The sequence below is a fragment of the Paenarthrobacter sp. NPDC090517 genome, from assembly GCF_044769165.1.
Classification (GTDB): Bacteria; Actinomycetota; Actinomycetes; order Actinomycetales; family Micrococcaceae; genus Arthrobacter.
The window spans coordinates 1,410,127-1,431,337 of the sequence record NZ_JBIVXN010000001.1 but is presented as its reverse complement, the minus strand read 5'-3'; the positions used below and the strand labels follow the sequence as shown (position 1 = coordinate 1,431,337).

General features: G+C 62.9%; 19 protein-coding genes. 10 read left to right on the top strand and 9 right to left on the bottom strand.

Translation table 11 applies throughout. The features are described from left to right. Positions 1-115: 115 nt before the first annotated feature. The 5 genes from ACIQTW_RS06600 to ACIQTW_RS06580 all read left to right on the top strand — a co-directional run bounded on the left by ACIQTW_RS06600 (position 116) and on the right by ACIQTW_RS06580 (position 9,457). Positions 116-2,221 (top strand): Hsp70 family protein, encoded by a 2,106-nt coding sequence (locus tag ACIQTW_RS06600; protein ID WP_402935093.1) that lies wholly within the window; start codon positions 116-118, stop codon positions 2,219-2,221. A gap of 3 nt (positions 2,222-2,224) precedes the next feature. Continuing rightward, complete coding sequence (locus ACIQTW_RS06595; RefSeq protein WP_402935091.1) at positions 2,225-4,348, top strand: LuxR C-terminal-related transcriptional regulator; 2,124 nt, start codon at positions 2,225-2,227, stop codon at positions 4,346-4,348. A 175-nt stretch (positions 4,349-4,523) separates the two neighbouring features. Then, positions 4,524-5,930, top strand: coding sequence for an IniB N-terminal domain-containing protein (locus ACIQTW_RS06590; RefSeq protein ID WP_402935088.1), 1,407 nt, complete (start codon positions 4,524-4,526; stop codon positions 5,928-5,930). A 144-nt stretch (positions 5,931-6,074) separates the two neighbouring features. Beyond that, on the top strand, positions 6,075-7,985 hold the full coding sequence (locus ACIQTW_RS06585) for a dynamin family protein (RefSeq protein ID WP_402935085.1): 1,911 nt from the start codon (positions 6,075-6,077) through the stop codon (positions 7,983-7,985). Beyond that, positions 7,982-9,457, top strand: a complete 1,476-nt coding sequence (locus tag ACIQTW_RS06580) for a dynamin family protein (RefSeq protein ID WP_402935082.1) — start codon at positions 7,982-7,984, stop codon at positions 9,455-9,457. The genes ACIQTW_RS06585 and ACIQTW_RS06580 overlap by 4 nt, the downstream gene beginning before the upstream one ends. On the opposite strand, the gene ACIQTW_RS06575 is transcribed toward ACIQTW_RS06580, so the two are convergent. Both ACIQTW_RS06575 and ACIQTW_RS06570 read right to left on the bottom strand, forming a co-directional pair. Continuing rightward, the gene (locus tag ACIQTW_RS06575) at positions 9,454-9,882 is read right to left on the bottom strand and encodes a hypothetical protein (RefSeq protein WP_402935079.1); all 429 of its coding nucleotides are present in this window, start codon (positions 9,880-9,882) and stop codon (positions 9,454-9,456) included. The two genes, ACIQTW_RS06580 and ACIQTW_RS06575, sit on opposite strands and share 4 nt — an antisense overlap. A gap of 180 nt (positions 9,883-10,062) precedes the next feature. Further along, positions 10,063-10,503 (bottom strand): PLD nuclease N-terminal domain-containing protein, encoded by a 441-nt coding sequence (locus ACIQTW_RS06570; protein WP_402935077.1) that lies wholly within the window; start codon positions 10,501-10,503, stop codon positions 10,063-10,065. A gap of 87 nt (positions 10,504-10,590) precedes the next feature. Between ACIQTW_RS06570 and ACIQTW_RS06565 the strand changes: the two genes are divergently transcribed. Further along, entirely contained in the window at positions 10,591-10,902 is a 312-nt protein-coding gene (locus tag ACIQTW_RS06565; protein WP_402935074.1) for a DUF4229 domain-containing protein, read from the top strand. A gap of 61 nt (positions 10,903-10,963) precedes the next feature. Here ACIQTW_RS06565 and ACIQTW_RS06560 read toward each other — a convergent pair whose 3' ends face one another. From ACIQTW_RS06560 to ACIQTW_RS06540, 5 genes are all read right to left on the bottom strand, one after another. Next, the gene (locus ACIQTW_RS06560; RefSeq protein ID WP_402935071.1) at positions 10,964-11,845 is read right to left on the bottom strand and encodes a 1,4-dihydroxy-2-naphthoate polyprenyltransferase; all 882 of its coding nucleotides are present in this window, start codon (positions 11,843-11,845) and stop codon (positions 10,964-10,966) included. A 60-nt stretch (positions 11,846-11,905) separates the two neighbouring features. Next, complete coding sequence (locus ACIQTW_RS06555; protein WP_402935068.1) at positions 11,906-13,045, bottom strand: AMP-binding protein; 1,140 nt, start codon at positions 13,043-13,045, stop codon at positions 11,906-11,908. A gap of 7 nt (positions 13,046-13,052) precedes the next feature. Beyond that, positions 13,053-14,015, bottom strand: coding sequence for a 1,4-dihydroxy-2-naphthoyl-CoA synthase (locus ACIQTW_RS06550; protein ID WP_402935065.1), 963 nt, complete (start codon positions 14,013-14,015; stop codon positions 13,053-13,055). 21 nt (positions 14,016-14,036) lie between these two features. After that, the gene (locus ACIQTW_RS06545; protein WP_402935062.1) at positions 14,037-14,474 is read right to left on the bottom strand and encodes a VOC family protein; all 438 of its coding nucleotides are present in this window, start codon (positions 14,472-14,474) and stop codon (positions 14,037-14,039) included. A gap of 124 nt (positions 14,475-14,598) precedes the next feature. After that, the gene (locus ACIQTW_RS06540; RefSeq protein ID WP_402935059.1) at positions 14,599-15,327 is read right to left on the bottom strand and encodes a lysostaphin resistance A-like protein; all 729 of its coding nucleotides are present in this window, start codon (positions 15,325-15,327) and stop codon (positions 14,599-14,601) included. A gap of 51 nt (positions 15,328-15,378) precedes the next feature. Here ACIQTW_RS06540 and ACIQTW_RS06535 point away from each other — a divergent pair, with 51 nt between their 5' ends. Genes ACIQTW_RS06535 through ACIQTW_RS06525 form a run of 3 tightly spaced genes read left to right on the top strand, consistent with a single transcriptional unit; the run spans position 15,379 to position 17,921 of the window. Beyond that, complete coding sequence (locus ACIQTW_RS06535) at positions 15,379-16,323, top strand: metal ABC transporter substrate-binding protein (RefSeq protein WP_402935056.1); 945 nt, start codon at positions 15,379-15,381, stop codon at positions 16,321-16,323. Further along, on the top strand, positions 16,320-17,054 hold the full coding sequence (locus ACIQTW_RS06530) for a metal ABC transporter ATP-binding protein (RefSeq protein WP_402935053.1): 735 nt from the start codon (positions 16,320-16,322) through the stop codon (positions 17,052-17,054). The genes ACIQTW_RS06535 and ACIQTW_RS06530 overlap by 4 nt, the downstream gene beginning before the upstream one ends. 3 nt (positions 17,055-17,057) lie before the next feature. Further along, complete coding sequence (locus ACIQTW_RS06525; RefSeq protein ID WP_402935050.1) at positions 17,058-17,921, top strand: metal ABC transporter permease; 864 nt, start codon at positions 17,058-17,060, stop codon at positions 17,919-17,921. Between the two features lie 6 nt (positions 17,922-17,927). On the opposite strand, the gene ACIQTW_RS06520 is transcribed toward ACIQTW_RS06525, so the two are convergent. Together ACIQTW_RS06520 and ACIQTW_RS06515 are read right to left on the bottom strand one after the other, a co-directional pair. Next, positions 17,928-18,791, bottom strand: a complete 864-nt coding sequence (locus tag ACIQTW_RS06520; protein ID WP_402935047.1) for a DUF4097 family beta strand repeat-containing protein — start codon at positions 18,789-18,791, stop codon at positions 17,928-17,930. Next, a complete protein-coding gene (locus ACIQTW_RS06515; RefSeq protein ID WP_402935044.1) occupies positions 18,791-19,303 on the bottom strand; it encodes a histidine kinase in 513 nt (170 codons plus the stop codon). Before ACIQTW_RS06515 ends, ACIQTW_RS06520 begins: the two co-directional genes overlap by 1 nt. A gap of 202 nt (positions 19,304-19,505) precedes the next feature. Here ACIQTW_RS06515 and ACIQTW_RS06510 point away from each other — a divergent pair, with 202 nt between their 5' ends. Beyond that, positions 19,506-21,188: an ABC-F family ATP-binding cassette domain-containing protein gene (locus tag ACIQTW_RS06510; RefSeq protein WP_402935041.1), complete on the top strand. Its 1,683-nt coding sequence runs from the start codon at positions 19,506-19,508 to the stop codon at positions 21,186-21,188. Positions 21,189-21,211: the final 23 nt, after the last annotated feature.

Sequence of the window (21,211 nt, the reverse complement as noted above, 5' to 3'; positions counted from 1 at the left end):
GACAATTTGGTGTTGTAACTGAGCCTTTTGCCCGTCCGGGGCAGGTGCTAACTTGTTCAGAACCCGCTTGTGATGCAGCCCGCTAGCGACGCGCCGTGTTCTTTTCGAGGTAACCATGAGCTATGTTCTCGCCATTGACGTCGGGACCAGTTTCACCGCCGCAGCCCTTGTAAAGCCCAACCAAGGCCCAACTCCAGCAGCCGAGATCCTCCCCTTGGGACTGCATGGCAGCGCCGTGCCTTCGGTGTTGTTCTATGCAGACGACGGCCGGGTTTTGATAGGGGAAGCAGCCGAACGCCGCGGACTGGACGATCCCCAGCGCATGGTGAGGGAATTCAAACGCAGGATAGGTGACTCGGTTCCCCTCGCTGTCGGAGAGAGCTGGCGTTCCCCCGAGGACGTATATGCCGCCATGGCCCGGTGGGTGGTGGACAGGGCCCAAGAGCGCGAAGGCAGCTCGCCGTCGTCGATCATCATGACGCACCCTGCAGCATGGGGTCAGCACCGCATGTCGTTGGTGCTCGCGGCGCTCAATAAGGCTGGACTGGAGGACATCACCTTAATCAGCGAGCCGGTAGCGGCGGCCCTGCACTACGCCTCCCAAACCCGTGTGGAAGATGGCAGCATCATCGCGGTGTACGACCTCGGCGGCGGTACTTTCGACACCGCGGTGCTCCGCAAAGCCAGCGCCGGCAACTTTCAACTATTAGGCCGTCCTGATGGTATTGAGACCCTTGGCGGCGCCGATTTCGACGCCGCCGTCCTGCGTCACGTGATGGGTCACCTTGGCGAGGGCGCGGCTTTGGATACGACCTCTCCTGAGACTCTGGCGTCACTCTCACGGTTGAGGCGGGAATGCCGGGAAGCCAAGGAAGCACTTTCCCTGGACAGCGAAGCCAGCGTGGCGGTGTCCCTGCCCGGGACCCAGCTGTCCGTGCGGTTGGTCCGTTCCGAATTCGAGGCGATGATCGAGGCCCCTGTCAGGGACACGGTAGAAGCCCTTGAAAGAAGCCTGCGGAGCATCAACCTTGAAGCCCAGGACTTGAGTGCGGTGCTGCTCATCGGGGGATCGTCCCGGATTCCACTCGTGGCAGAGCTTATCTCCGTGGAACTGGACCGTCCGATCGCCGTGGACGCCGACCCCAAATCATCCATCTGCCTTGGCGCAGCTGTGGCTGGCCTGCGATCCAGTGGGGCACGTTCAGTGGATGCGGATGCAGCCGCCGTAGCCGCTTCAGCCGCGGCTGCCTTGTCCGTGGAATCAATTGCCGGGGAAAAAGGTGCCGACGCTTCGCTGGGGAGACCACACGCACCGGGTCGGCCTCCGGCGTTGAGCCACCACCAAGCGTTGTCGGTCAAACCTGGTCGCCATGCCCCGAGGCCTCGTGTCCGGATGGCGGCAGCAGCCGCCGCGGCCGCAACGGCGCTGACCATCGCAACCGCCACAGCGGCACAGAGCCCCGAAGGCACCGGACTGCTGGCCACCGTGTTTGGAAATCAGGCGGCCGATGTCATGCGCGACGGCGGTGCGCAGGCTTCCGGGGCCCAAGCTTCCGGGGCTGGCGGTGCTGCCGGTTCCACCCCCGTCATCGGGGGACCGGCGGCTGGACTCGAAGCGAGCGCCAAGGCCGGGGTCACGAGGGCTGGGTCCAACGGGCGGGCTCCGGCCCGGCAGAATACAACGAACCAGGGTGCAACTAACGCGGGTACAGGCAGCGCGGCCAATGGTTCGGGCAACACGGCAGGGACGGGTGCGGGGGGCACCTCCTCCGGTACAGCAGCGGGCGGGACGGGAGGTACCACCGCGCCTGCTGCCCCCGGAACGGGAACTTCCACTCCGGGTACTCAGGCTCCGCCTTCGGCTACTACGCCGCCGGCTACAGCTGATCCTGATCCCTCAGGGGGCGCCGCGAGCGGACCGACGCCTCCTCCGGCCACCACAACACCACCTCCGGTGACGACGGACCCGACAACTCCGCCGATTGGCGAACCAACAACTCCGCCCAGCACTCCTACGGATCCGGTGACTTCACCGCCGCCGCCACCGCCGCCGCCGGAACCGGAACCAACGGTGCCGCTGCCCGAGCCTACGGTTGTCCAAGACCCGACGGCATCCCCAGCACCTGTAGTGCCGCAGGAGACCACTCCGCCGGCCGTCCCTGACCCTTTACCAACGGAAACCAGTCCTACTCCGGATCCAGCGCTGCTCTCGGCGGTCTAACCCATGACGGGACATGACCATAAGCCCGGGCAATTTCGGCCCGGGGCAGACGCTCACCCCCTCAACCAAGCTACCGACGCCCAGGGCACAGATGACACCTTTGGAGCGGGTGACACCCTCGGCGCAGATACCGCCCTCAAGCTGACAGGCGGTACTGCCGCTGTCCGCGAGTTGCTTCTGGCCCTGTCCGTTGGATTCTCCCTCCCGTCGCCCCTTCCCGAGAGCCTGCGTGACCCTAACAGCCTGGGCCACCCTAACGGCTTGGACTCGATCATTGCCGCTGCCAAGGACTCGGGCTTGCTCTTGCCGGATGGGACTGTGGTGGGTACTGCACGGTATGCCCTGCTCAAGGGAACCCCTAAGGCCCGAATCCGCGCGCTGCAAAGGGAGTTGGTGGACAAGACTCTCCGGGAAGGCCTGGTGTTAGGGGAACTGGCCCGTGACCTTGCAAGGAACGGGTATCAGGACCCTCGTGTGGTGGCTGAGCTCGAACGATCCGCGGACGATGCCTTGGAAACTGACCCGGGATTGGCCGCCGAACTTTACGCCGAAGCCCTCTTGGCCGGGGGTGACGAGGTTGCCAAGGCCGCGAGACATGCGCAGGCTACAGCGGCCACCGGTGACCTGGACTCCGCGGGCAGGATGGTGGACCGGCTTCTGGCGGTGCCCGGCGCCCCTGATCTTCGTCTGGGAGTCGACGTGGCCGCGGCCGTCTGGGCGCAACGCGGAATGCTTGCCCGGAGCGCAGATACGTACAACTGGCTGGGGCCGGACAGGATCGATGGTTCGGCCCCGCTCGCTGCGGTGGCCATGATTGGTTCGGGTAACCCGGTGGACGCCGAGGAGCTTCTTGCAACTGCAGCTCCGAGCGGTTCGCCTACGCTCCTGGCTGTTGCGATGTCGCTGACTCAGCAGGGGCTCCGTGAAACCCTGGCGCCGGCACCGGAACTGGCTCTGCCCGAGCTCATCAGGGCCTCGGACATGATGAACGCGGCAGGCACTTCCATCCCCTTGCCGGAAACACCCGCTGCCCTGGCTGCCTTATGCGCCCTCCACGGCGGGGAACCAACGGTAGCGGACACCGTCCTCAGAGCAGCGTTGACTGCAGGTCAGGGCGGCGACGCAGCCCGTCCCCGGTTGTTCCTGTTGCGTGCGTGGTCCTCCATGCAGCAAGACAACGCCGACGACGCCCGTTTGGCCATCAATGAGGCCGTCAAAGCCAATCACTGGGCCTTGGCGCCGAGGGACGAGTTCTTGTTGGCGGCCTTGGAAGTAGGCCTGGCCCGGCGGGGCAGCGACGTTCATGAGCTCGTGCTGGCCTGGGACAGGGCCCGTGAAGCGATGATGCACGTTTCCGTGGACCTCTACAGCCTTCTGTCCTGGGGTGAGCTGATGATCGCCGCTGCACGGTTGAGGGAATCCAGGAGGGTTGCACATTACCTGGAGAGTGCTTGGGACTTGCTGGGGAGGCTGGGCAACCCGCCCTTGTGGTCGGTGCCTTTGCACTGGGCGGCGGTGCAGGCGGCCTTATTGAGCGAAGACCCAGCCGGGCTTGCACCGCATGCGGCAGCGCTTGTCCGTGCATCGGAGCGTAGCCATCTGGCTTCCGTGCTCGCGGCTGGCGGTAAGGCTTGGGTCTCCGTCCTGGCCGGCCGCTTTGAAGCGTCCGACGTCGAAACAGCGGCCCGCGGGTTGGCCGCCGTCGGCATGCCTTGGGAGGGCGCGCGCTTGGCGGGCCATGCCGCAGCGCACGCGGATGAGCGACGCGACATGGTGAAGCTGTTGGCATGCGCCAGGGACCTGCACCCCCAAGGTTCGGCCCCATCCGCCGGGGTTTCAGAACGGCAGGAGGATGCCCGCACTGCTGTTCCCGCTCAGCCCGTCATGGACAACGGGGGTGGTCCCGGTGCTCCTGACTCCTCCGGACTCAGCGCCAGGGAACGTGAAGTTGGCCGGCTCATCCTGGAAGGCAAGACCTACCGGGAAATCGGCGAAGCCATTTACATCTCACCCCGCACGGCGGAGCACCACGTGGCGCGCATGCGACGACGCCTGGGAGCCGAAAGCCGCTCGGAACTTCTGGTCCGCCTGCGGATGGCATTGGGGGAGGGGTACCCGCCTCCGTAAGCGGCAACCCCCTCCACCCCCTAACGGAATGCAGGGCAATCCCCTAGCGGTGAGGGAAGCAGTAGGGGGACCACCCCCGATGCCCGGTTACCAGCCCCGGCAATACGTTGAATGCAAGCCCGGCAAAGGCGCCGGGCGAATCATCATCCATCACAGAATTTGAGGGAGCACTCCAATGCCAACACTCGCACAACAGCTCGTGCAGTTCCTGATGAGCCTGTTCACCGATCCTGATGCCGCTGAAGAATTCGTACGGGATCCTGAAGCAGCGCTCGCCGCAGCAGGCCTGCGCGACGTCTCGTCGGCCGACGTCGACGCCGTCCGCCCGGTGGTCCTCGACTACGCACCCATTAATGCCCGTTCGTCGTTCGACCGTGAATACAACACCGGCGGCAACAACGCTTCCACTGGCGGGGGCGGCAGCTGGGGTGGACACGACAACGATGATCACGACGGAGGTCACGGTGGCGGCGGTGGCTGGGGTGGACACGACGATGATGATCACGACGGTGGTGGACATGGTGGCGGCGGTGGCTGGGGTGGACACGACAACGGTGATCACGACGGTGGTGGACACGGTGGCGGCGGTGGCTGGGGTGGACATGACGATGATGATCACGACGGTGGTGGACACGGTGGCGGCGGTGGCTGGGGTGGACACGACGACGATGATCACGACGGAGGTCACGGTGGTCACGGCGGTGGGGGCGGCGACTGGGACGACCATGCACATGCCGTCCAGCAGCTTGTCCACGTGGTGAACAACTACTCCTACACCACCACCATCGATGACCGCGACACGATCACCGACCAGTCGGTCAACCAGAACATCTGGGCCGACGGGGATGTCACGCAACTCTTCAACCAGGACTCTGTGGTTGCCTCGGGTGACGGCGCCATTGCTGCAGGTGACGATGTCAGCAACGCGGGCAACACGACCGCCACAACCACCACCACCAACACTGATGACCATTCCACGGATAACTCGGTCACTGTAGATGCCCGGGGCAATAACGACATCTCCATCGGCAACGACTACTCGGATAACTCCGTGACCAAGGACTCCTACAACACGGACGTCGACGTGGACATCGATGCGGAATTCAAGGACTCCTTTAACGACGACCACTCCCACGACACAACGAGCACCACCAACAACACCACCATCACCAACAACGATTCGTTCAACAAGGACTCGTACAACAACGAGACCGAGCTGGAAGTCGGCGACGTGGACGTGGAGTACACGAACATCGAGAACTCCACCATCATCAAGGACAACGAGGTGGAACTGGAGTACACCAACGATCACTCCACCAACGTGGAACTGGAAGATGTCCAGGTCAACTACGACTCCACTGTCATCCAGGACAACGAGCTGGAGATTGACAACTCCAAGGAAATCGAAGTGGAAGACGTGCAGGTCAACTACGATTCCACGGTTATCCAGGACAACGAGGTGGACGTCGAATACACCAACGTCCAGGACAACACCGTCATCGCCGACAACGAACTCGATGTCGAATACAACGACATTGACCATTCAACGGTCATTGCCAAGAACGACGTGGAAATCGACTAGCACCAGGAAATGCAAACCTCGTAACGATCGAAGACGCGACACCCCCAGCAGTGCCCGGCAGGCGCCACAACGTCTGCCGGGCACTTCATGGCCTCAAGGCCGAGGCAGTCAAGCAAAGGACAGATGGTGGCGGACACAGGACACATGACCGCGTTGGTTGAGCAGGGCATGGCGCTGGTGGGGGACCGGAACGACCTTCGGCGCCGACTGGAAAATACCCTCAACCGCTTGCGGGATCCCAGCGTTCGCGTGATGGTGGTGGGTGAGTTCAAACAGGGTAAGAGCCAGCTCATCAACGCTTTGGTTAACGCGCCTGTGTGCCCGGTTGATGACGACATTGCCACCTCCGTCCCAACGGTCGTCCGTCAGGGGGACCCGGCGTCGGCCGTTGTCCTTGTCCCCGGCGAGCATGGTACGGACCCGGAACGGGACGCAAGCGGGCCGGAAAGCGGACTGGAACGGCAACCGGTGCAGCTGGAGCACCTTGCGGAATACGTCTCCGAAAAGGGCAACCCGGGCAACTCGAAGAACATCGTGGCGGCCGAAGTTTCCCTGCCCCGGAAACTGCTGACCGGCGGACTGATGATTGTGGACACTCCGGGCGTTGGTGGCCTCGGCTCAACACACACCTTGACCACGTTGACTGCACTGCCTTCGGCGCACGCCATGGTGTTCGTCTCCGATGCTTCCCAGGAATTCACCGAGCCTGAGATGCGATTCCTGCGCCAAGCCATGCGCATCAGCCCAAACGTCCTGTGCGTGCTGTCCAAGACTGACCTGTATCCGAGTTGGCGCCGGATCGAGGAGTTGGACCGGAATCACCTTGACGACATCGGCCCTGATATTCCGTTGTTTCCAGTGTCGTCGGAGTTGCGACTCCATGCGGCGCGGCTGCAGGACCCTGAGCTGAACGCCGAATCAGGATTTCCGGCATTGATCGCCCACCTGCGGAACAACATTGTGGGCGGAGCGGCCCGGATTCAACGCAAATCCGTGAGCAATGACCTGTTGACCGTCAGCGAAAACCTCCGGCTTGCCCTGGAATCGGAGTTGGCAGCCTTGGAGAATCCCGCCGGAACTCCGCAGATGATCGCCGGCTTGAACGCGGCAAAGGAGGACGCCGATGCCCTCCGCAAACGCTCGGCCCGTTGGCAGATAACCCTCAACGATGGCATAGGTGACCTCATAGCCGATATGGAATATGACCTGAGGGACAGGCTGCGCAGGATCCAACGCGAGGCCGAAATTGCCATAGATCAAGGCGATCCGGGACCCGCTTGGGAGCAGTTCACGCAGTGGTTGGAGCAGAGCACGGCAGCAGCGGTATCGGATACCTTCGTGTGGACCAGCGAGCGTGCCCAATGGTTGGCAACGCAAGTGGCGGAGCACTTCTCAGAAGATGAGGTGGCCCTCCCCGCGTTGAAGGTGGCCGACACTGGCGGTGTACTGGACCCTGTAGCAGACATCCAGGACATGGAAGACGGCAAGCTTGGGCCGCTGCAGAAGGTGCTGATCGGGATGCGCGGGTCCTACGGGGGCGTGCTGATGTTTGGCCTGCTGACTGGCATCTTTGGGATGGCCCTTATCAACCCGCTGTCTGTAGGGGCCGGACTGATGCTGGGACGGAAAGCCTACCGGGAAGACAAAGAGGCCAGGCTCAAGCAACGGCAAGCAGAAGCCAAGATCCTGGTCAGGAAGCACGTGGACGATGTTGTGTTCCAAGTGGGAAAGCAGCTCAAGGACAGGCTGCGGTTGGTTCAGCGTGCCACACGGGACCACTTCACGGAGATCGCCGAAGAGCACCACCGGTCGCTGACGGAGTCCGTGGCGGCCGCGCAGAAAGCGGCAGCTACCTACGCCGTTGAGCGGGACACGAGAATCAAAGGCATACGGAATCAGCTCAAGGTAGTGGACGCCCTGGCCAAAGCTTCTCAGCAACTGCAGGAAGAACCGCCAGCGCCGCTGGCGGGCCCCACGCCCCAGGCCAAACCCGAAACCCATGCCACCCCCGAAGCGCGGCCCCAAACAGCGCCGTCCTCGGTGCCGGCAGGATGATCGAGCCGGGCATCGCCGGAGTCGCGGATCTGCTCCGGCAAGCACGGGAAGCCTTCCACGACGACGCAGCGGCGCTCGCAGTGGTGGAGGAGCTGGAAGACAGGCTGGAAGGTCCTCTGAGGATAGCCGTGGCGGGTATGGTCAAGGCCGGCAAGTCCACCCTCCTCAACGCGATCATCGGGGAAGAAATCGCGCCCACCGACGCCGGGGAATGCACCCGGATCGTCACGTGGTACCGCTATGGACACACGCCAAGGATCACGCTCCATCCGATCATCGGGGGGCCCTCAGCGCTCCCTGTCACCCGCGAAGACGGCCGGCTGGTCTTCAACATGGGGGATATCCGGGCCGAGGACGTGGAGCGGCTGGTGGTGGACTGGCCATCTGCCAGCCTCCGGGAGCTTACCCTGATTGATACCCCGGGCATCGCCTCCCTGTCCCAGGATGTGTCAGGCCGCTCCACGGAGTTCCTCCTCCCCGAAGATGCCCCCATGGCCGCCGATGCCGTCATCTATCTCATGCGGCATCTCCACGCCTCGGATGTCCGGTTCCTTGAATCCTTCAAGGACACGGCCGCGGGTCAATCCGGGACTGTCAACGCCTTGGCGGTCCTGTCCCGGGCTGACGAGATCGGCGCGGGAAGGATCGATTCCCTCATTTCCGCAGCAGTGATCGCTGACAGATATAGCCGGGACCAGAACCTCAGGCCCCTTGCCCTGGGTGTTGTCCCGGTTGCCGGCCTGCTGGCGCAAAGTTCGCGAACATTGCGCCAGGCCGATTTCGAGGCCATGAAACTGTTGGCGCAGATGGAGAGGAACCAGCGGGAAAGGCTGATGCTGTCGGCGGACCTTTTTGTCCGGTCCAGTGACCCCCAGGGTCTGGGCGCGGCAGCAAAAGCGTCCCTCGTTCAAAGGTTCGGCCTGTTCGGGATCCGTCTTGGTGTTGCCCTGATCCGGGGTGGTATCAGCAATCCGACGGAACTTGCCCATGAGCTGGCGCGCCGTAGCGGGCTTGGCCAGTTGCTGGACAACATCGCCTGTCTGTTCCAAACGAGAGCGGACGCACTCAAGGCGCGTGCCGCCGTCGTAGGTTTGGAAACGCTGCTGCGCAGTTCGCGCAGGGATGTCGCGCTGCTCCTGGAAGCCAACGTGGAAAAGCTTCGAACGGGCGCCCACGAGTTCCGGGAATTGAAACTCCTGGCAACGCTCCGGACCGAAGGCCTAAGCCTCACGCCGGGGCAATCGGCGGAGGCTGAGCGGCTGGTGGGTGGCCGTGGCAGCACGCCAGCGCTGAGGTTGGGTTTGGATGCGGAGGCAAACCCGGAGCAGATAAGTGTGGCAGCGCGAAACAGCTTGAGCCGTTGGCGGTTGCTCGCGGAGAACCCCCTCACGGAGCCGGCAGCATTGGACGCATGCCGCGTAGTCATTCGCAGTTGCGAGGGGATGTTGGCCGCTATGCCCGCCGTTCGCTAAGCAACTCGTTCGCTAAGCAACCAGGTGGTGGTGGAGGGGAGAAACAGGAGGATCAGGGCGGCTGCGGCCAGGATGAATTGGGCCGCCAACAGCACGATCGTCAGGACACCGTCCGTGCCGGGAGCCACCACGAAGTCGGCAGTAATGACTGTAACCACCGCATGGAGAAGGACCAACGGGGCCAGGGCCCAGCGAGCCCAGATGCGGCGTTTGAAGAGGACCGCCAACAGGACAGCTTCCATGGCTACTACCAGCGCGAGCATGGTGAGGCTTCCCAGGAACACGACGGCGGTGGCTCCCTCTACTGCGTCGGCGTCGCCGTCGGGGACCATGCCTGCGATAACGCCTTTCAGGCGTTCGAAGTGGGAGTCACGGCCGAGAAAGCCTGTTACCAAGACGGCGATTCCCGCCACGAAGCTGGCCACCCATAGAGTGCGGGACCAACGTGCAGGTCCTGGAGGACGAACAACCGCCGCTATGGGCGGCGGCGTGGACAGTGAAATACCTGGGCGTGGGGGCGGTGCGGAGGATGATGCGGGCCCACTGACTGATGGTGTGGAGGAAGGTGACTGCCGTGATCCATCAGCTTGCTGGGCCATGTTTGCCTACTTCAGCTCGTCCGTGTCATGGGGATCCGGCTCGCTGCGCTTGGCATCGCCGGGTTTGAAGCTGTTGTTTTTGGCGTCGCCGCTGCCGTCGTCTGGCTTGTTGCCCGTTTCGCTGTCCTTGGCGTCATGGTCTGCCTTGAGCTTTTTCAGGCGATCCTCTTCAGCCTGGTTACGCCGGCGGGTTTCCAGGTTTCGCAGGAATTCGGGGTCGTCGTCCGGGGCTGTGGGCTGTCGGCGTACGGGCTTGGCAGTGGGCTTGCCGTAGGGCCGGCCGAAAATGAACCAGAGTATTGCTCCCAGCAGCGGCAGGAGGATCATCACAATGATCCACGCGGGTTTGGAGATGCCGCGTGTTTGGTTGCCGTCCGTGCGGATAACATCCACCAGGGCATAGACGAAGATGACAAGAACGATAACGACGCCTACAACCCGGAGCATGCACCAAGTCTAGTCGCCTGAAGCCGATCACTGGACGCCCTGTTTCGGCTGTGATCAGAGTGCAACCATCCGGGCGGCTAAACTTGGATGGTGGCTTTCCTGAAGTATTCCCTCATCCGTCTGGCGCTGTTCGTGCCGTTGTTCGTGCTGTTCGCCTTTATGGGGGTGGGCTGGATCCTGGCTGTGGTCTTCGCCGGGCTGATTGCCTTCGCTATCAGCTACCTGTTCTTCCAGAAACAGCGCGACGCCGCCACGGCAGCCATGCGCGAGCGGTTCTCCGGGCGGGCCAAGCCCATCCGTACTGCCGGTGAGGTTGAAGACGCCGCCGTCGAGGACGGCTTGGTGGAGAAGAACCCGGACATCGCCGTGAACAACGACAAACGCCCGGGCACTGCCTAGAACTTTTGTATATAAGTAGCGCCCCTAAGAAAGCTTCTTAGGGGCGTTACTTGTACAAACATTAGAAGCCGCGGCTCAGGATCAGTCCCAGCGAGAACAAAAGGCTGTAGCCAAGGTTGATCATGCCTGTCTGCTTGAGAACCGGGATGAGGCTCTTGCGCTTCTTGCCGTTGACCATGAGCCAGGCCGGCATCAGGCAGGCCGGAATCAGCAGCAGCACGATCAGCATCCACGGCTTGGTGGGTGCCAGGACGATCACCAGCAGGATGGCCACAGCCAGCATCAGAACGTAGCTTTCGCGGGCATGCCGGTCACCGAGGCGGACTGCCAGGGTCCGCTTTCCAGCCGCCGCATCCGTGGGGATGTCCCGGACGTTGTTGGCCATCAGCAACGCGCAGGCGATGAGCCCGGTACCGATCGCACCGATCACCGCGGCGAGGCTGACCTGTCCGGCCTGTGTGTAGGTGGTTCCAAGGGTGGCCACAAGTCCGAAGAACACGAAAACAAAGACGTCGCCCAGGCCGAGGTAGCCGTAGGGGTTCTTGCCTCCGGTGTAGCCCCACGCGGCCAGGATGCAGCCGATACCCACCAGGATCAGCCACCACGCCTGGGTAATGATCACCAGGATGAGGCCGCAAATCATCGCCGCCCCGAACAGCGCAAAGGCAGCCCACTTCACCTGCTCCGGTTTTGCGGCGCCTGAACCGACCAAACGGAGCGGGCCCACACGGTCCTCATCCGTGCCGCGAATGCCATCGGAGTAGTCGTTGGCGTAGTTCACGCCAACTTGAAGCAGGAGAGCCACAAGTGCTGCCAGGATAGCGTTCGGCAGCCGGAAAGCGTGGAGCTCGTACGCCGCTGCCGAACCGATGAGGACCGGCGCGATGGCCGCGGGCAGTGTGCGGAGCCGGGCTCCTTGAATCCATTGTGCAGCTGTCGCCACGTGTAGTACCTCGTGTATTTCGCGGTTGATCTTAGTCAGGGGGCGGAGGGAAGAACTTGTCTATTGTCCCTGATGCAGCTCGGAAAGCCGTTCAATCATGGCCATGCGGTCCGGCTTTCCGTTGGGAAGCATCGGCAATTCCTTGTCAGCGAACACCGTTTTGGGTGCCAGGACTCCCAGAACTTCCTCCCGGCGGGCTGTGAAACCCTTTATGCCCGCGGGCGACGGGTCAGTCACGGCAACGTAAGCTGCCACAGCTTGGCCCCACTCCCGCGACGGGACACCGGTTACGAAAGCCGCGGTGACGTCGTCGAGCTCTTCCAACTTGCCTTGGATGTAAGCGGCGGAGGCTTTGACGCCTCCGGTGATGATCACGTCATCGGCGCGCCCCAGCACGGTGAGCTTGCCGTCGTCGGACAGTTCGCCCAGATCGCCGGTGATGTACCAGCGAACGCCGTCTTCTTCGAAGAATGCTGCCTTCGAGGCGCGGGCGGCGTCCAGGTAGCCCGCCGCCACGGTGTCGCCACCCAGCAGGATGCGGCCTTCCAGTTCGCCTTCACCGATGCGGACCTCGACGCCGTCCAATGGCTCGCCGTCGTAAACGCACCCACCGCACGTCTCGGCTGAGCCGTAGGTGGTCACCACGTTGAGCCCCTCCGCGAGGGCGGCGGCCAGGAGTTCAGCGGAAGCCGGAGCGCCACCCAGCAGGATCGCGTTGAAGCGGCGCAGCACGGCCCGGGTTTCCGGCGAGGGGGAGTCGAGGAGCCGTTGCAGTTGCGTGGGCACCAAGGAAGTGAAACGGATCTTGTCCGTCAGTTCCTCTGCGGCGGCCGTGAAGGCCTCGGGTGTGAAGCCATTCGACTGGTCCATGACCCAGGGGCGCGTGCCTGCGTAGAGCGAGCGGACCAGCACCTGTACCCCGGCCACATACTGCAGCGGAAGTGCCAGCAACCACTGTCCTTCGCCGCGCAGGGCCACAGCGGTGGAAACAGAGGATGCTGCGAGGGCGTCGATCGTCAGTACGGTTGCCTTGGGCGTGCCCGTGGAACCGGAGGTGCGGACCAGCACAGCTGCCTCTTCGACGCCGGTCTCCACCGGAACAACCTGCGGCTCGCCGTTTTCATCCATCACGATTTCGACAGCGGGTCCCTCGCCATGGAGGGCGGCCATCAGGGCTTTCAAAATAGGATCGATGTTCACGATGGTCCTAGAAGTAGTAGGGGAAGTTGGACCAATCGGGGTCGCGCTTTTGGAGGAACGCTTCTTTGCCCTCCACGGCTTCATCGGTCATGTATGCGAGACGGGTGGCTTCACCTGCGAAGACCTGCTGGCCGGCCAGGCCGTCGTCGGCCAGGTTGAAAGCGAACTTGAGCATGCGGATGGCCTGCGGTGACTGGCGGGCGATGTCCGCCGCGTACTCCAAGGCGACTTCCTCGAGGCGGGAGTGGTCAACGGCCTCGTTCACGGCGCCCATCCTGACCATGTCCTCCGCGGAATACTCGCGGGCCAGGAAGAAGATCTCCCGCGCGGCTTTCTGCCCGATCTGGCGGGCCAACAGCGCCGAGCCGTATCCGGCGTCGAAACTTCCTACGGTTGCGTCCGTCTGCTTGAACTTGCCGTGTTCGCGCGAGGCGATGGTGAGGTCGCTGACCACGTGCAGTGAGTGGCCCCCGCCGGCCGCCCAACCATTGACGACGGCGATGACCACCTTGGGCATGGTCCGCATGAGCCGCTGGACTTCCAGGATGTGGAGGCGCCCGGCGCGGGCGGGGTCGATAAATTCGGCGGAGTCACCTGCAGCGCCTTCTACTTGGTAGCGATAGCCGTCCCGGCCACGGATTCGCTGGTCGCCACCGGAGCAGAATGAGTGTCCGCCGTCCTTCTCCGAAGGTCCATTGCCTGTGAGCAGCACCGTGGCGACGTCGGGCGTCATGCGGGCGTGGTCCATTGCCCGGTAGAGCTCGTCCACGGTACCCGGGCGGAACGCGTTGCGGACCTCGGGCCGGTTGAAGGCAATCCGGACCGTGGGGAGGTCCTTGACTGTGCCGTCCGCTGAACGCTCAACCTGCCGGTGGTAGGTCATGTCCTTGAAGTCGTCGAAGCCGGAAACTGTGCGCCAGCGTGAGGGGTCAAAGACGTCGGAAACCTTGGCAGGGAGTTGGTTGTTCACAGTCCGAGTCTAGTAATGGCCTTAGCTGATGCAGAACTCGTTGCCCTCGGGGTCGGCCATGGTGTGCCATTCGTGGGGTCCCTGATTGGCGGTCCACAGGTGCTTGGCACCGCGCGCTTCAAGCTGTTTCCGCACGTCGTCCTTGTCCCGGCCGTCCAATCGGACGTCCCAGTGCACCCTGTTTTTGACGGACTTTTCGTTCGGATCTGTTTGGAACAGGATCCGCCGGCCGGTCTTGGGGTCCGTGTCCTCGGCGGGTACGATCGCGCAGCCCTCCGCCCACACCAGCTTGCCGTTGTGAGTGATGGTCTGGTCTTCGGTGGCGTAACCCTGTTCGATCATGGACCGGATGAACGCTTCGTCCTGCGGCTCGACGTTCCACTCGAGGGTCTCAGCCCACCAATCGGCGAGTTCGTGTGGCTTCTTGCAATCGACTACTACCTGGATGTTGAGTGTCATGCTTTTCAAGCTATTCCCGACGGCGGGCGGCTGGGTAGGGGGTTGCGGTCATCTTCCGTCCGGGTTCCCCAAGTAGGTCGCAGATCATGTCGTTTTCAGGGCTGAGAACGACCTCATCTGCGACCTAGTTGGGGAGGAGTTCGGGCGGCACCGCATAGATCAGGACCACGGCCATGAGGTTCTTGGCGGCATGGACAAAGTAGGAGAACATCAGGTTCTTGCCCGTCCAGACATAAACGGCCACCAGAACCACGGCCATCCCCAAGTACGGGGCCAGGGCAGGCAAAGCGAATCCTTCGCGGCCCACAACATGGATGCCCGAGAACACCACCACGGAGATCACGCAGCAAACCCAGATGTTCAGGTACTGCGACAACTTGCCGATCAGGAGGTGCCGGAACAGATATTCCTCCACGAACGGGCCCAGGATGACCAGCAAGGGCACCATCAGCCACGCTGGCACCTGTTGCAGCATGCCTTGAATGCCCAGTTGATTCTCGGAGCTTTGGGCTGTCCCGAACGCCGCTACCAGGATGGCGGTAAGAATCAGCATTACCACCAACGTCAGAGGGACCATGCCCACCGTGAACCACGGCCGGGTGCCCAGGATTCGAAGGTCTCGGCCCGCCACCCGCCAAGCGGATGCCACAGCGAATATTCCGACGGCGGCATAAAAGATCGCGTTGACGGCATAGGACGCTGTGGCCGGGTCAGCAAACAGCTCAAGCATCAGCCGATTGAGCGACTGCCCAGCCAGCAGGAAGTAGGCGGTAAGGCCCACATATGCTGCCACGGCAATGGCATCCAGGGCAGTGAATCTGTACAAAGGTGCCTTGGTGGAAAGAGTGCCCATGTGACCAGCCTAGCTTTGCTGCATGGCCCCTGCTTGGCTACACTTTTCGGTATGCCTAACTTTCCGTTTCGGCGCGCCAAAGATGTCCGCCGTTTCGCTGCTGTCCTGACCGCAATCGCCCTTGCCCTGGGAGTCTCCGCCTGCGGTGGGAACTCCGCTGCGGGAGACGATGACAAGCCCGTGGTCCTCACGACTTTCACGGTTTTGGCAGACATCGCCAAGAATGTTGCCGGAGACAAGCTACGCGTAGAGTCCATCACCAAAGCCGGGGCTGAAATCCATGGCTATGAGCCAACCCCGGGCGACATCCGTAAAGCCGCCCAAGCCGATCTCATCCTGGACAACGGACTTAATCTCGAGGCGTGGTTCGCCCAGTTCGTTGAAGACCTCGATGTGCCGCACGCGGTAGTGAGCGACGGGGTGGAGGTCATGCCCATCGCCGAGGATTCCTACCAGGGCAAGCCGAATCCCCACGCGTGGATGTCGCCCAAGAACGTCCAGATCTACGCCGACAACATGGCCAAGGCTTTCTCCAGGCTGGATCCTTCCCACGCTGGCGAGTTTGAAGCCAATGCAAAGGCTTACAACGCCCAGCTCCAGACTGTGCAGGACGAGATGGTGTCCAAGCTGGCCGTCCTGTCGGAGAAGCAGAGGGCGCTGGTAACCTGCGAAGGCGCTTTCTCCTATTTGGCTCGCGACGCCGGCCTCAAGGAGGTCTACATCTGGGCCGTGAATGCTGAGCAGCAGGCCACGCCGCAGCAGATTACGCGGGCCATCGAGTTCGTCAAGGACAATCAGGTTCCGGCGGTGTTCTGTGAATCCACAGTGTCAGACGCTCCGATGCAACAGGTAGTGGGTGCCACCGACGCCAAGTTCGGCGGCACGCTCTACGTCGATTCTCTTTCCGAAGCGGACGGACCCGTTCCCACTTACCTTGACCTCATGCGTCACGACGCCAAAGTCATCACCACCGCACTCACCGGAGGGACGCCATGAGCACTCCCGCGATCGCTGTTGAGAACGTCACCGTCCATTACGGCGAGGTTCTGGCCTTGGACTCTGCCTCCCTGAGCTTGGAACATTCGCGGATCTGCGGGCTGGTGGGTATGAACGGCTCCGGCAAGTCCACCCTGTTCAAGGTCATCATGGGCATGGTGAAGCCCGATTCCGGCAGAGTGCTCATCAACGGCGAACCACCGGTAAAGATGCGCAAGGACGCCGGCATCGGTTACGTCCCCCAAAGCGAAGACGTTGACTGGGCTTTCCCCCTTTCCGTCCGGGATGTGGTGATGATGGGCCGCTACGGGCATTTGGGATTCACGCGCCGGCCCCGCAAGGCGGACAGGGACGCCGTCGAGCATGCCTTGGAACGAGTAGAGCTGAGCGAGTACGCCGACCGGCAAATCGGGCAGTTGTCCGGTGGGCAAAAGAAGCGCGCATTCGTGGCCAGGGGTATCGCCCAAGGTGCCACGATGATGCTGCTGGACGAGCCGTTCGCGGGTGTGGACAAACGCTCAGAGGCCACCATCACCAGGCTCCTTCGCGAACTGGCCGACAACGGTGCCACCATCCTCATCTCCACCCACGACCTCCATGCCCTGCCCCAACTCTGCGATGAAGCAGTATTGCTGATGCGCAAGGTCCTCATGCATGGAAGCCCCGACACTGTGCTCCAACCGGAAAACCTGGCCATGGCTTTCGGCCTCGACGTCATGAACAGGGGCTAGGCCGTGGAATTCCTGCTGGAACCCCTCAGCTACGACTTCATGGTCCGTGCCCTGGCAACAACGGCCATCGCTGCCGTTGTCTGTGCTGTCCTGAGCTGCTGGCTGGTCCTCATCGGCTGGTCCCTCATGGGCGACGCTGTCTCGCATGCGGTGCTTCCCGGCGTCGTTCTCGCGTACATCGTTGGTGCGCCGTTCGCATTGGGCGCGTTGGTATTCGCGCTGATCGCGGTGACATTGATTGGGGTAGTTCGGAATACAAGCCGCGTCAAGGAAGACGCGGCGATCGGTATCGTGTTCACTTCGCTCTTTGCGCTGGGCTTGGTGCTGATCTCCGTGACCCCTAGCCAGACTGACCTCAACCACATCATCTTCGGAAACCTGCTGGGCGTCAGTGTCCCTGACCTTATCCAAGTAGTGGTCCTTGGCGTCGTGGCCTTTGCGATCCTGATCCTCAAGCGCCGCGACCTCACGCTCTATGCCTTCGACCCGACGCACGCCCACGCAATTGGCCTGTCGCCGCGCAGGCTCGGTGCCCTGCTCCTGGGGCTGCTGGCGCTGACATCGGTGGTGGCCCTGCAGACTGTGGGCGTGGTGCTGGTGGTGGCCATGCTGATCATTCCAGGCGCCACGGCGTACCTGCTGACCGACCGCTTTTCCCGGATGCTCGTCATTGCCCCAGTGATCTCCGTGGTGTGCTCCGTGGCTGGCATCTACCTCAGCTACTACCTGGATACGGCGTCGGGAGCCATGGTGGTCCTCACCCAGGGCGTGGTGTTCGGCGCCGTGTATCTTTTCAGTCCGCGGCAGGGGTTAATTGGTACGCGACTCGCCAAGGCCCGCCGGAAGCGGGCCGTCGCCACGGTGTAGCCACGGCTACCGGGCGCTGACTGGCGACCGGGTCACTGCGATGTCGCCATAAGCGTTGCGGGCGCGGATCTCCACCTTGTCCGCGGTGTCGCCCGGTCCGTTGGTGGCTTGAAGGGCATTACGCACGCGCCCGTACTTCGTGCTGAGATCCAGCCAGGCGGCCGTGCCTTCACGCACACCAACGGCCAGTGCGCCGGCAGCGGTCTGAACAGTAAGGCTACCGGCGGCCACTTCGCCCACCGTGATGTCACCGCTGGACGTTTTGACAGTAGTGGAAAGGCCGGCCCGCTCCAGCGAAATGTCGCCATTGGCTGCGCTGACGCTGAGTTCTCCGGAAGCATGTGCGATGTACGTGCTGCCGTTGCCGTTTTTTACGGTGGCAACTCCGTCGATATGCCGGATGCGGATTTTGCCTGAGCCGGTCTTTATCCGGGACCTGCCCGAGGCGTGCTCCACCGTGATGTCGCCCATGTCAGTGTGGGCTCGCAGTTGGCCACACTGGTCGATGTTGATGTGGCCTAGGTCGGTCCTTAGATCGGCAGCGCCGAATTCACCGTCACAGCGGATGTCTCCCATTGCGGACCTCAGCTCCAGGCTGCTGCCGATGGGAACCTCCACTGTGATCTCCACCGCGCCGCCGTCGCTGAACCAGCTGTGGCGGAATCCGGGGTGAAGCCTGACCTGCAAGCGGCCGTCCGAAAAGTCCACAGAGGTTTGCTCGGCCATCCTGACGTCCAGGCTGCGCTTTTCCTTGCGGGGCCGGACGTTGACCACGGTGTCTTTGCCGTCCCGCGCAACTGCCCGGATGTCGGCACGTACGGAAACGTCCACGACGACGGCGATCGGCTGCGGCGTCTGGAAGGTTGCCATTACCGTGCCCATCCTGTGAAGTTCTGCTCGCCGGGTTCGCCGCGCGTACCGCGTTTGCTTGAGGGGCGTCCGTTGATGGCATCGGCGACGGCCCGGACCAGCCAGGAATTCACGGACAGGCCGTCATGGCTTGCTGCTGCTTCGACCTGCTGCTTCAGCTGGTCCGGAAGGCGGAGCGTGGTCCGTGAAGTACTTGCGCCGTCGAAGTCTTCCGACGCTATGGTGCCCCGTATGGACTGTTCGATCATTGCTTCGAAGTCGCCGTCGCTGGGCGGGTTGCTGACCACGAACTCGGGGTCACGGCCCCGGAGCCTGACCTCCACGGAGCCGGGCGCCAACTCCAGGGTGATTTCATTGGCGGCGTCGGAAAGGGCCTCGAGGAGGACCATCCGTACGGTGGATTCCAGCGCCGCGGTTAGCCGCTCACTGAGGGCCCGTACTTCCGGGCCGCCAGCCTCGGCCACTATTTCCAGCTGGTGCTTGAGGGTGGCGGCGTACTGGTTTAGCTGCATGACACCATTTTGACACCATAGTGGTGTCATATCAATACTGTTGAATTTCTACTGGCGTCACTCATGGTGTCGTGGCTTGACGGGATGGCGTCCGCCGGGCAGTCTGGAGCGATGAAGTCTTGAGCGCAGCCCTTCTTGGAGGCTGCATCCCCAGTACCCACACGGCTTTCTGCCACCCACTGCGGACCTGCGAGGATTCCTCTTGACTGACCACCTTCACCTTTCCGGCGTTTCCCACGGCTACGGGGACCGCGAGCTTTTCCACGCCGTTGACCTTGCCATCCACCACGGCGAACACGTGGCAGTCGTCGGCGAAAACGGCGCTGGCAAATCCACCCTGCTCCGGCTTCTGGCCGGCGTTGAAACGCCCGACGACGGCACGGCAGGTTTATCCGGCAACCTCGGCTACCGCGTGGGATACCTCGCGCAAACGCATGGTTTCTCCGAGTCGCTGACCGTGGGAGATGCCATAGACACTTCCTTGGCTTCCCTACGTTCCTTGGAGGCTCGCATCCTGGAACTGGAATCCGGCCTTGCCGACGCTGATTCTGAAGAACTCGAGCTCTACGGAAGCCTGCAAACCGAATACCAACTCCGTGAGGGCTACGCCGCCGAGTCCCGGGTGGAAGCAGCGCTGGACAAGTTGGGGCTGGGAGGCTTGGACCGCCGTCGAACGCTTGGATCTTTGTCCGGAGGCGAGCAGGAGCGGGTAGCGCTCGCCTGCCTGCTGGCCGATCCAGCCGAAGCGTTGCTCCTGGATGAGCCCACCAACCATCTGGATGCGAGTGGTACTGCCTGGCTCGAGTCGCGGTTGGCTGCGCACCGCGGAACGGTGGTGGTGGTATCGCATGACCGTGTCCTGCTGAGGAAGGTCGCCACCACCATTATTGAGGTGGACGCTGACCGTCGGTCCGTGAACCGCTACGGGAATGGTTACGAAGGCTACCTCCGGGAGAAGGCCGCCGAACGCGCGCGGTGGATTCAGGAGTACGAGCAGTGGCTCGATGCCATGGCCGCTGAACGCCTTCAAGCCGAAACCGTTGCAGACGGTATGGGTTACGGGCGCAAACGCGACAACGACAAAATGGGTTTCGACTTCAAAGCGGGAACGTGGCAGCGGGCGGCGGCCAGCAAGGTCCGCAATGCCCAGGAGAGGCTCCGCAGGCTCGAGGACAATCCGGTGGACCGGCCGCCCGTGCCGCTGAAACTGGCAGCACCGCTGGGAGTTACAGCTTTGGCGGCGTCCGAAGCCGCGCTGGAAGCTCACGGCATCAGCGCACCCGGCCGGCTCCAGCCCACCCACCTCAGGGTGGAAGCCGGACAAAAAGTGCTCATCACCGGACCTAACGGTGCGGGCAAATCCACGCTGTTGTCGATCCTTGCCGGGACGCTGGAGCCAACCACCGGGTCCGTCACGGTGAACGGCAGCGTGGGTTACCTGCAGCAGGAACTGGAGGTGCCCTCCCGGCCGGGGCTGCGCATGCTTCCTGCGTTCGCCGCGGGGCTGGGCGGGAACATCGACGACCATGCTGAGGGCTTGCTGCGACTGGGGCTGTTCCGGCCGGCTGAGTTCCATGTCCCCGTCGGGAGTCTTTCAGCCGGGCAGCGGCGTAGGCTCGCCCTTGCCCGACTTCTTCTGGGCGGCTACGACACCATGATCGTGGACGAGCCCACCAACCACTTGGCGCCGGTGCTGGTGGAACAGTTGGAGGCAGCGCTCTCTTCATTCGAGGGGACCTTGGTGATCGTGAGCCACGACCGTGCCCTGGGGGAGTGGTTTGACCGCTGCGCACGCGCCGATGTCGCCGTCGAACACCGCCGCGGTCCGGTCGGTACGGGCGGACATTGGGTACGGTACGGGATGCAGGGCGGCGAATTGCTGTAGCACGGGCCGTTGCCCAGGCTGGT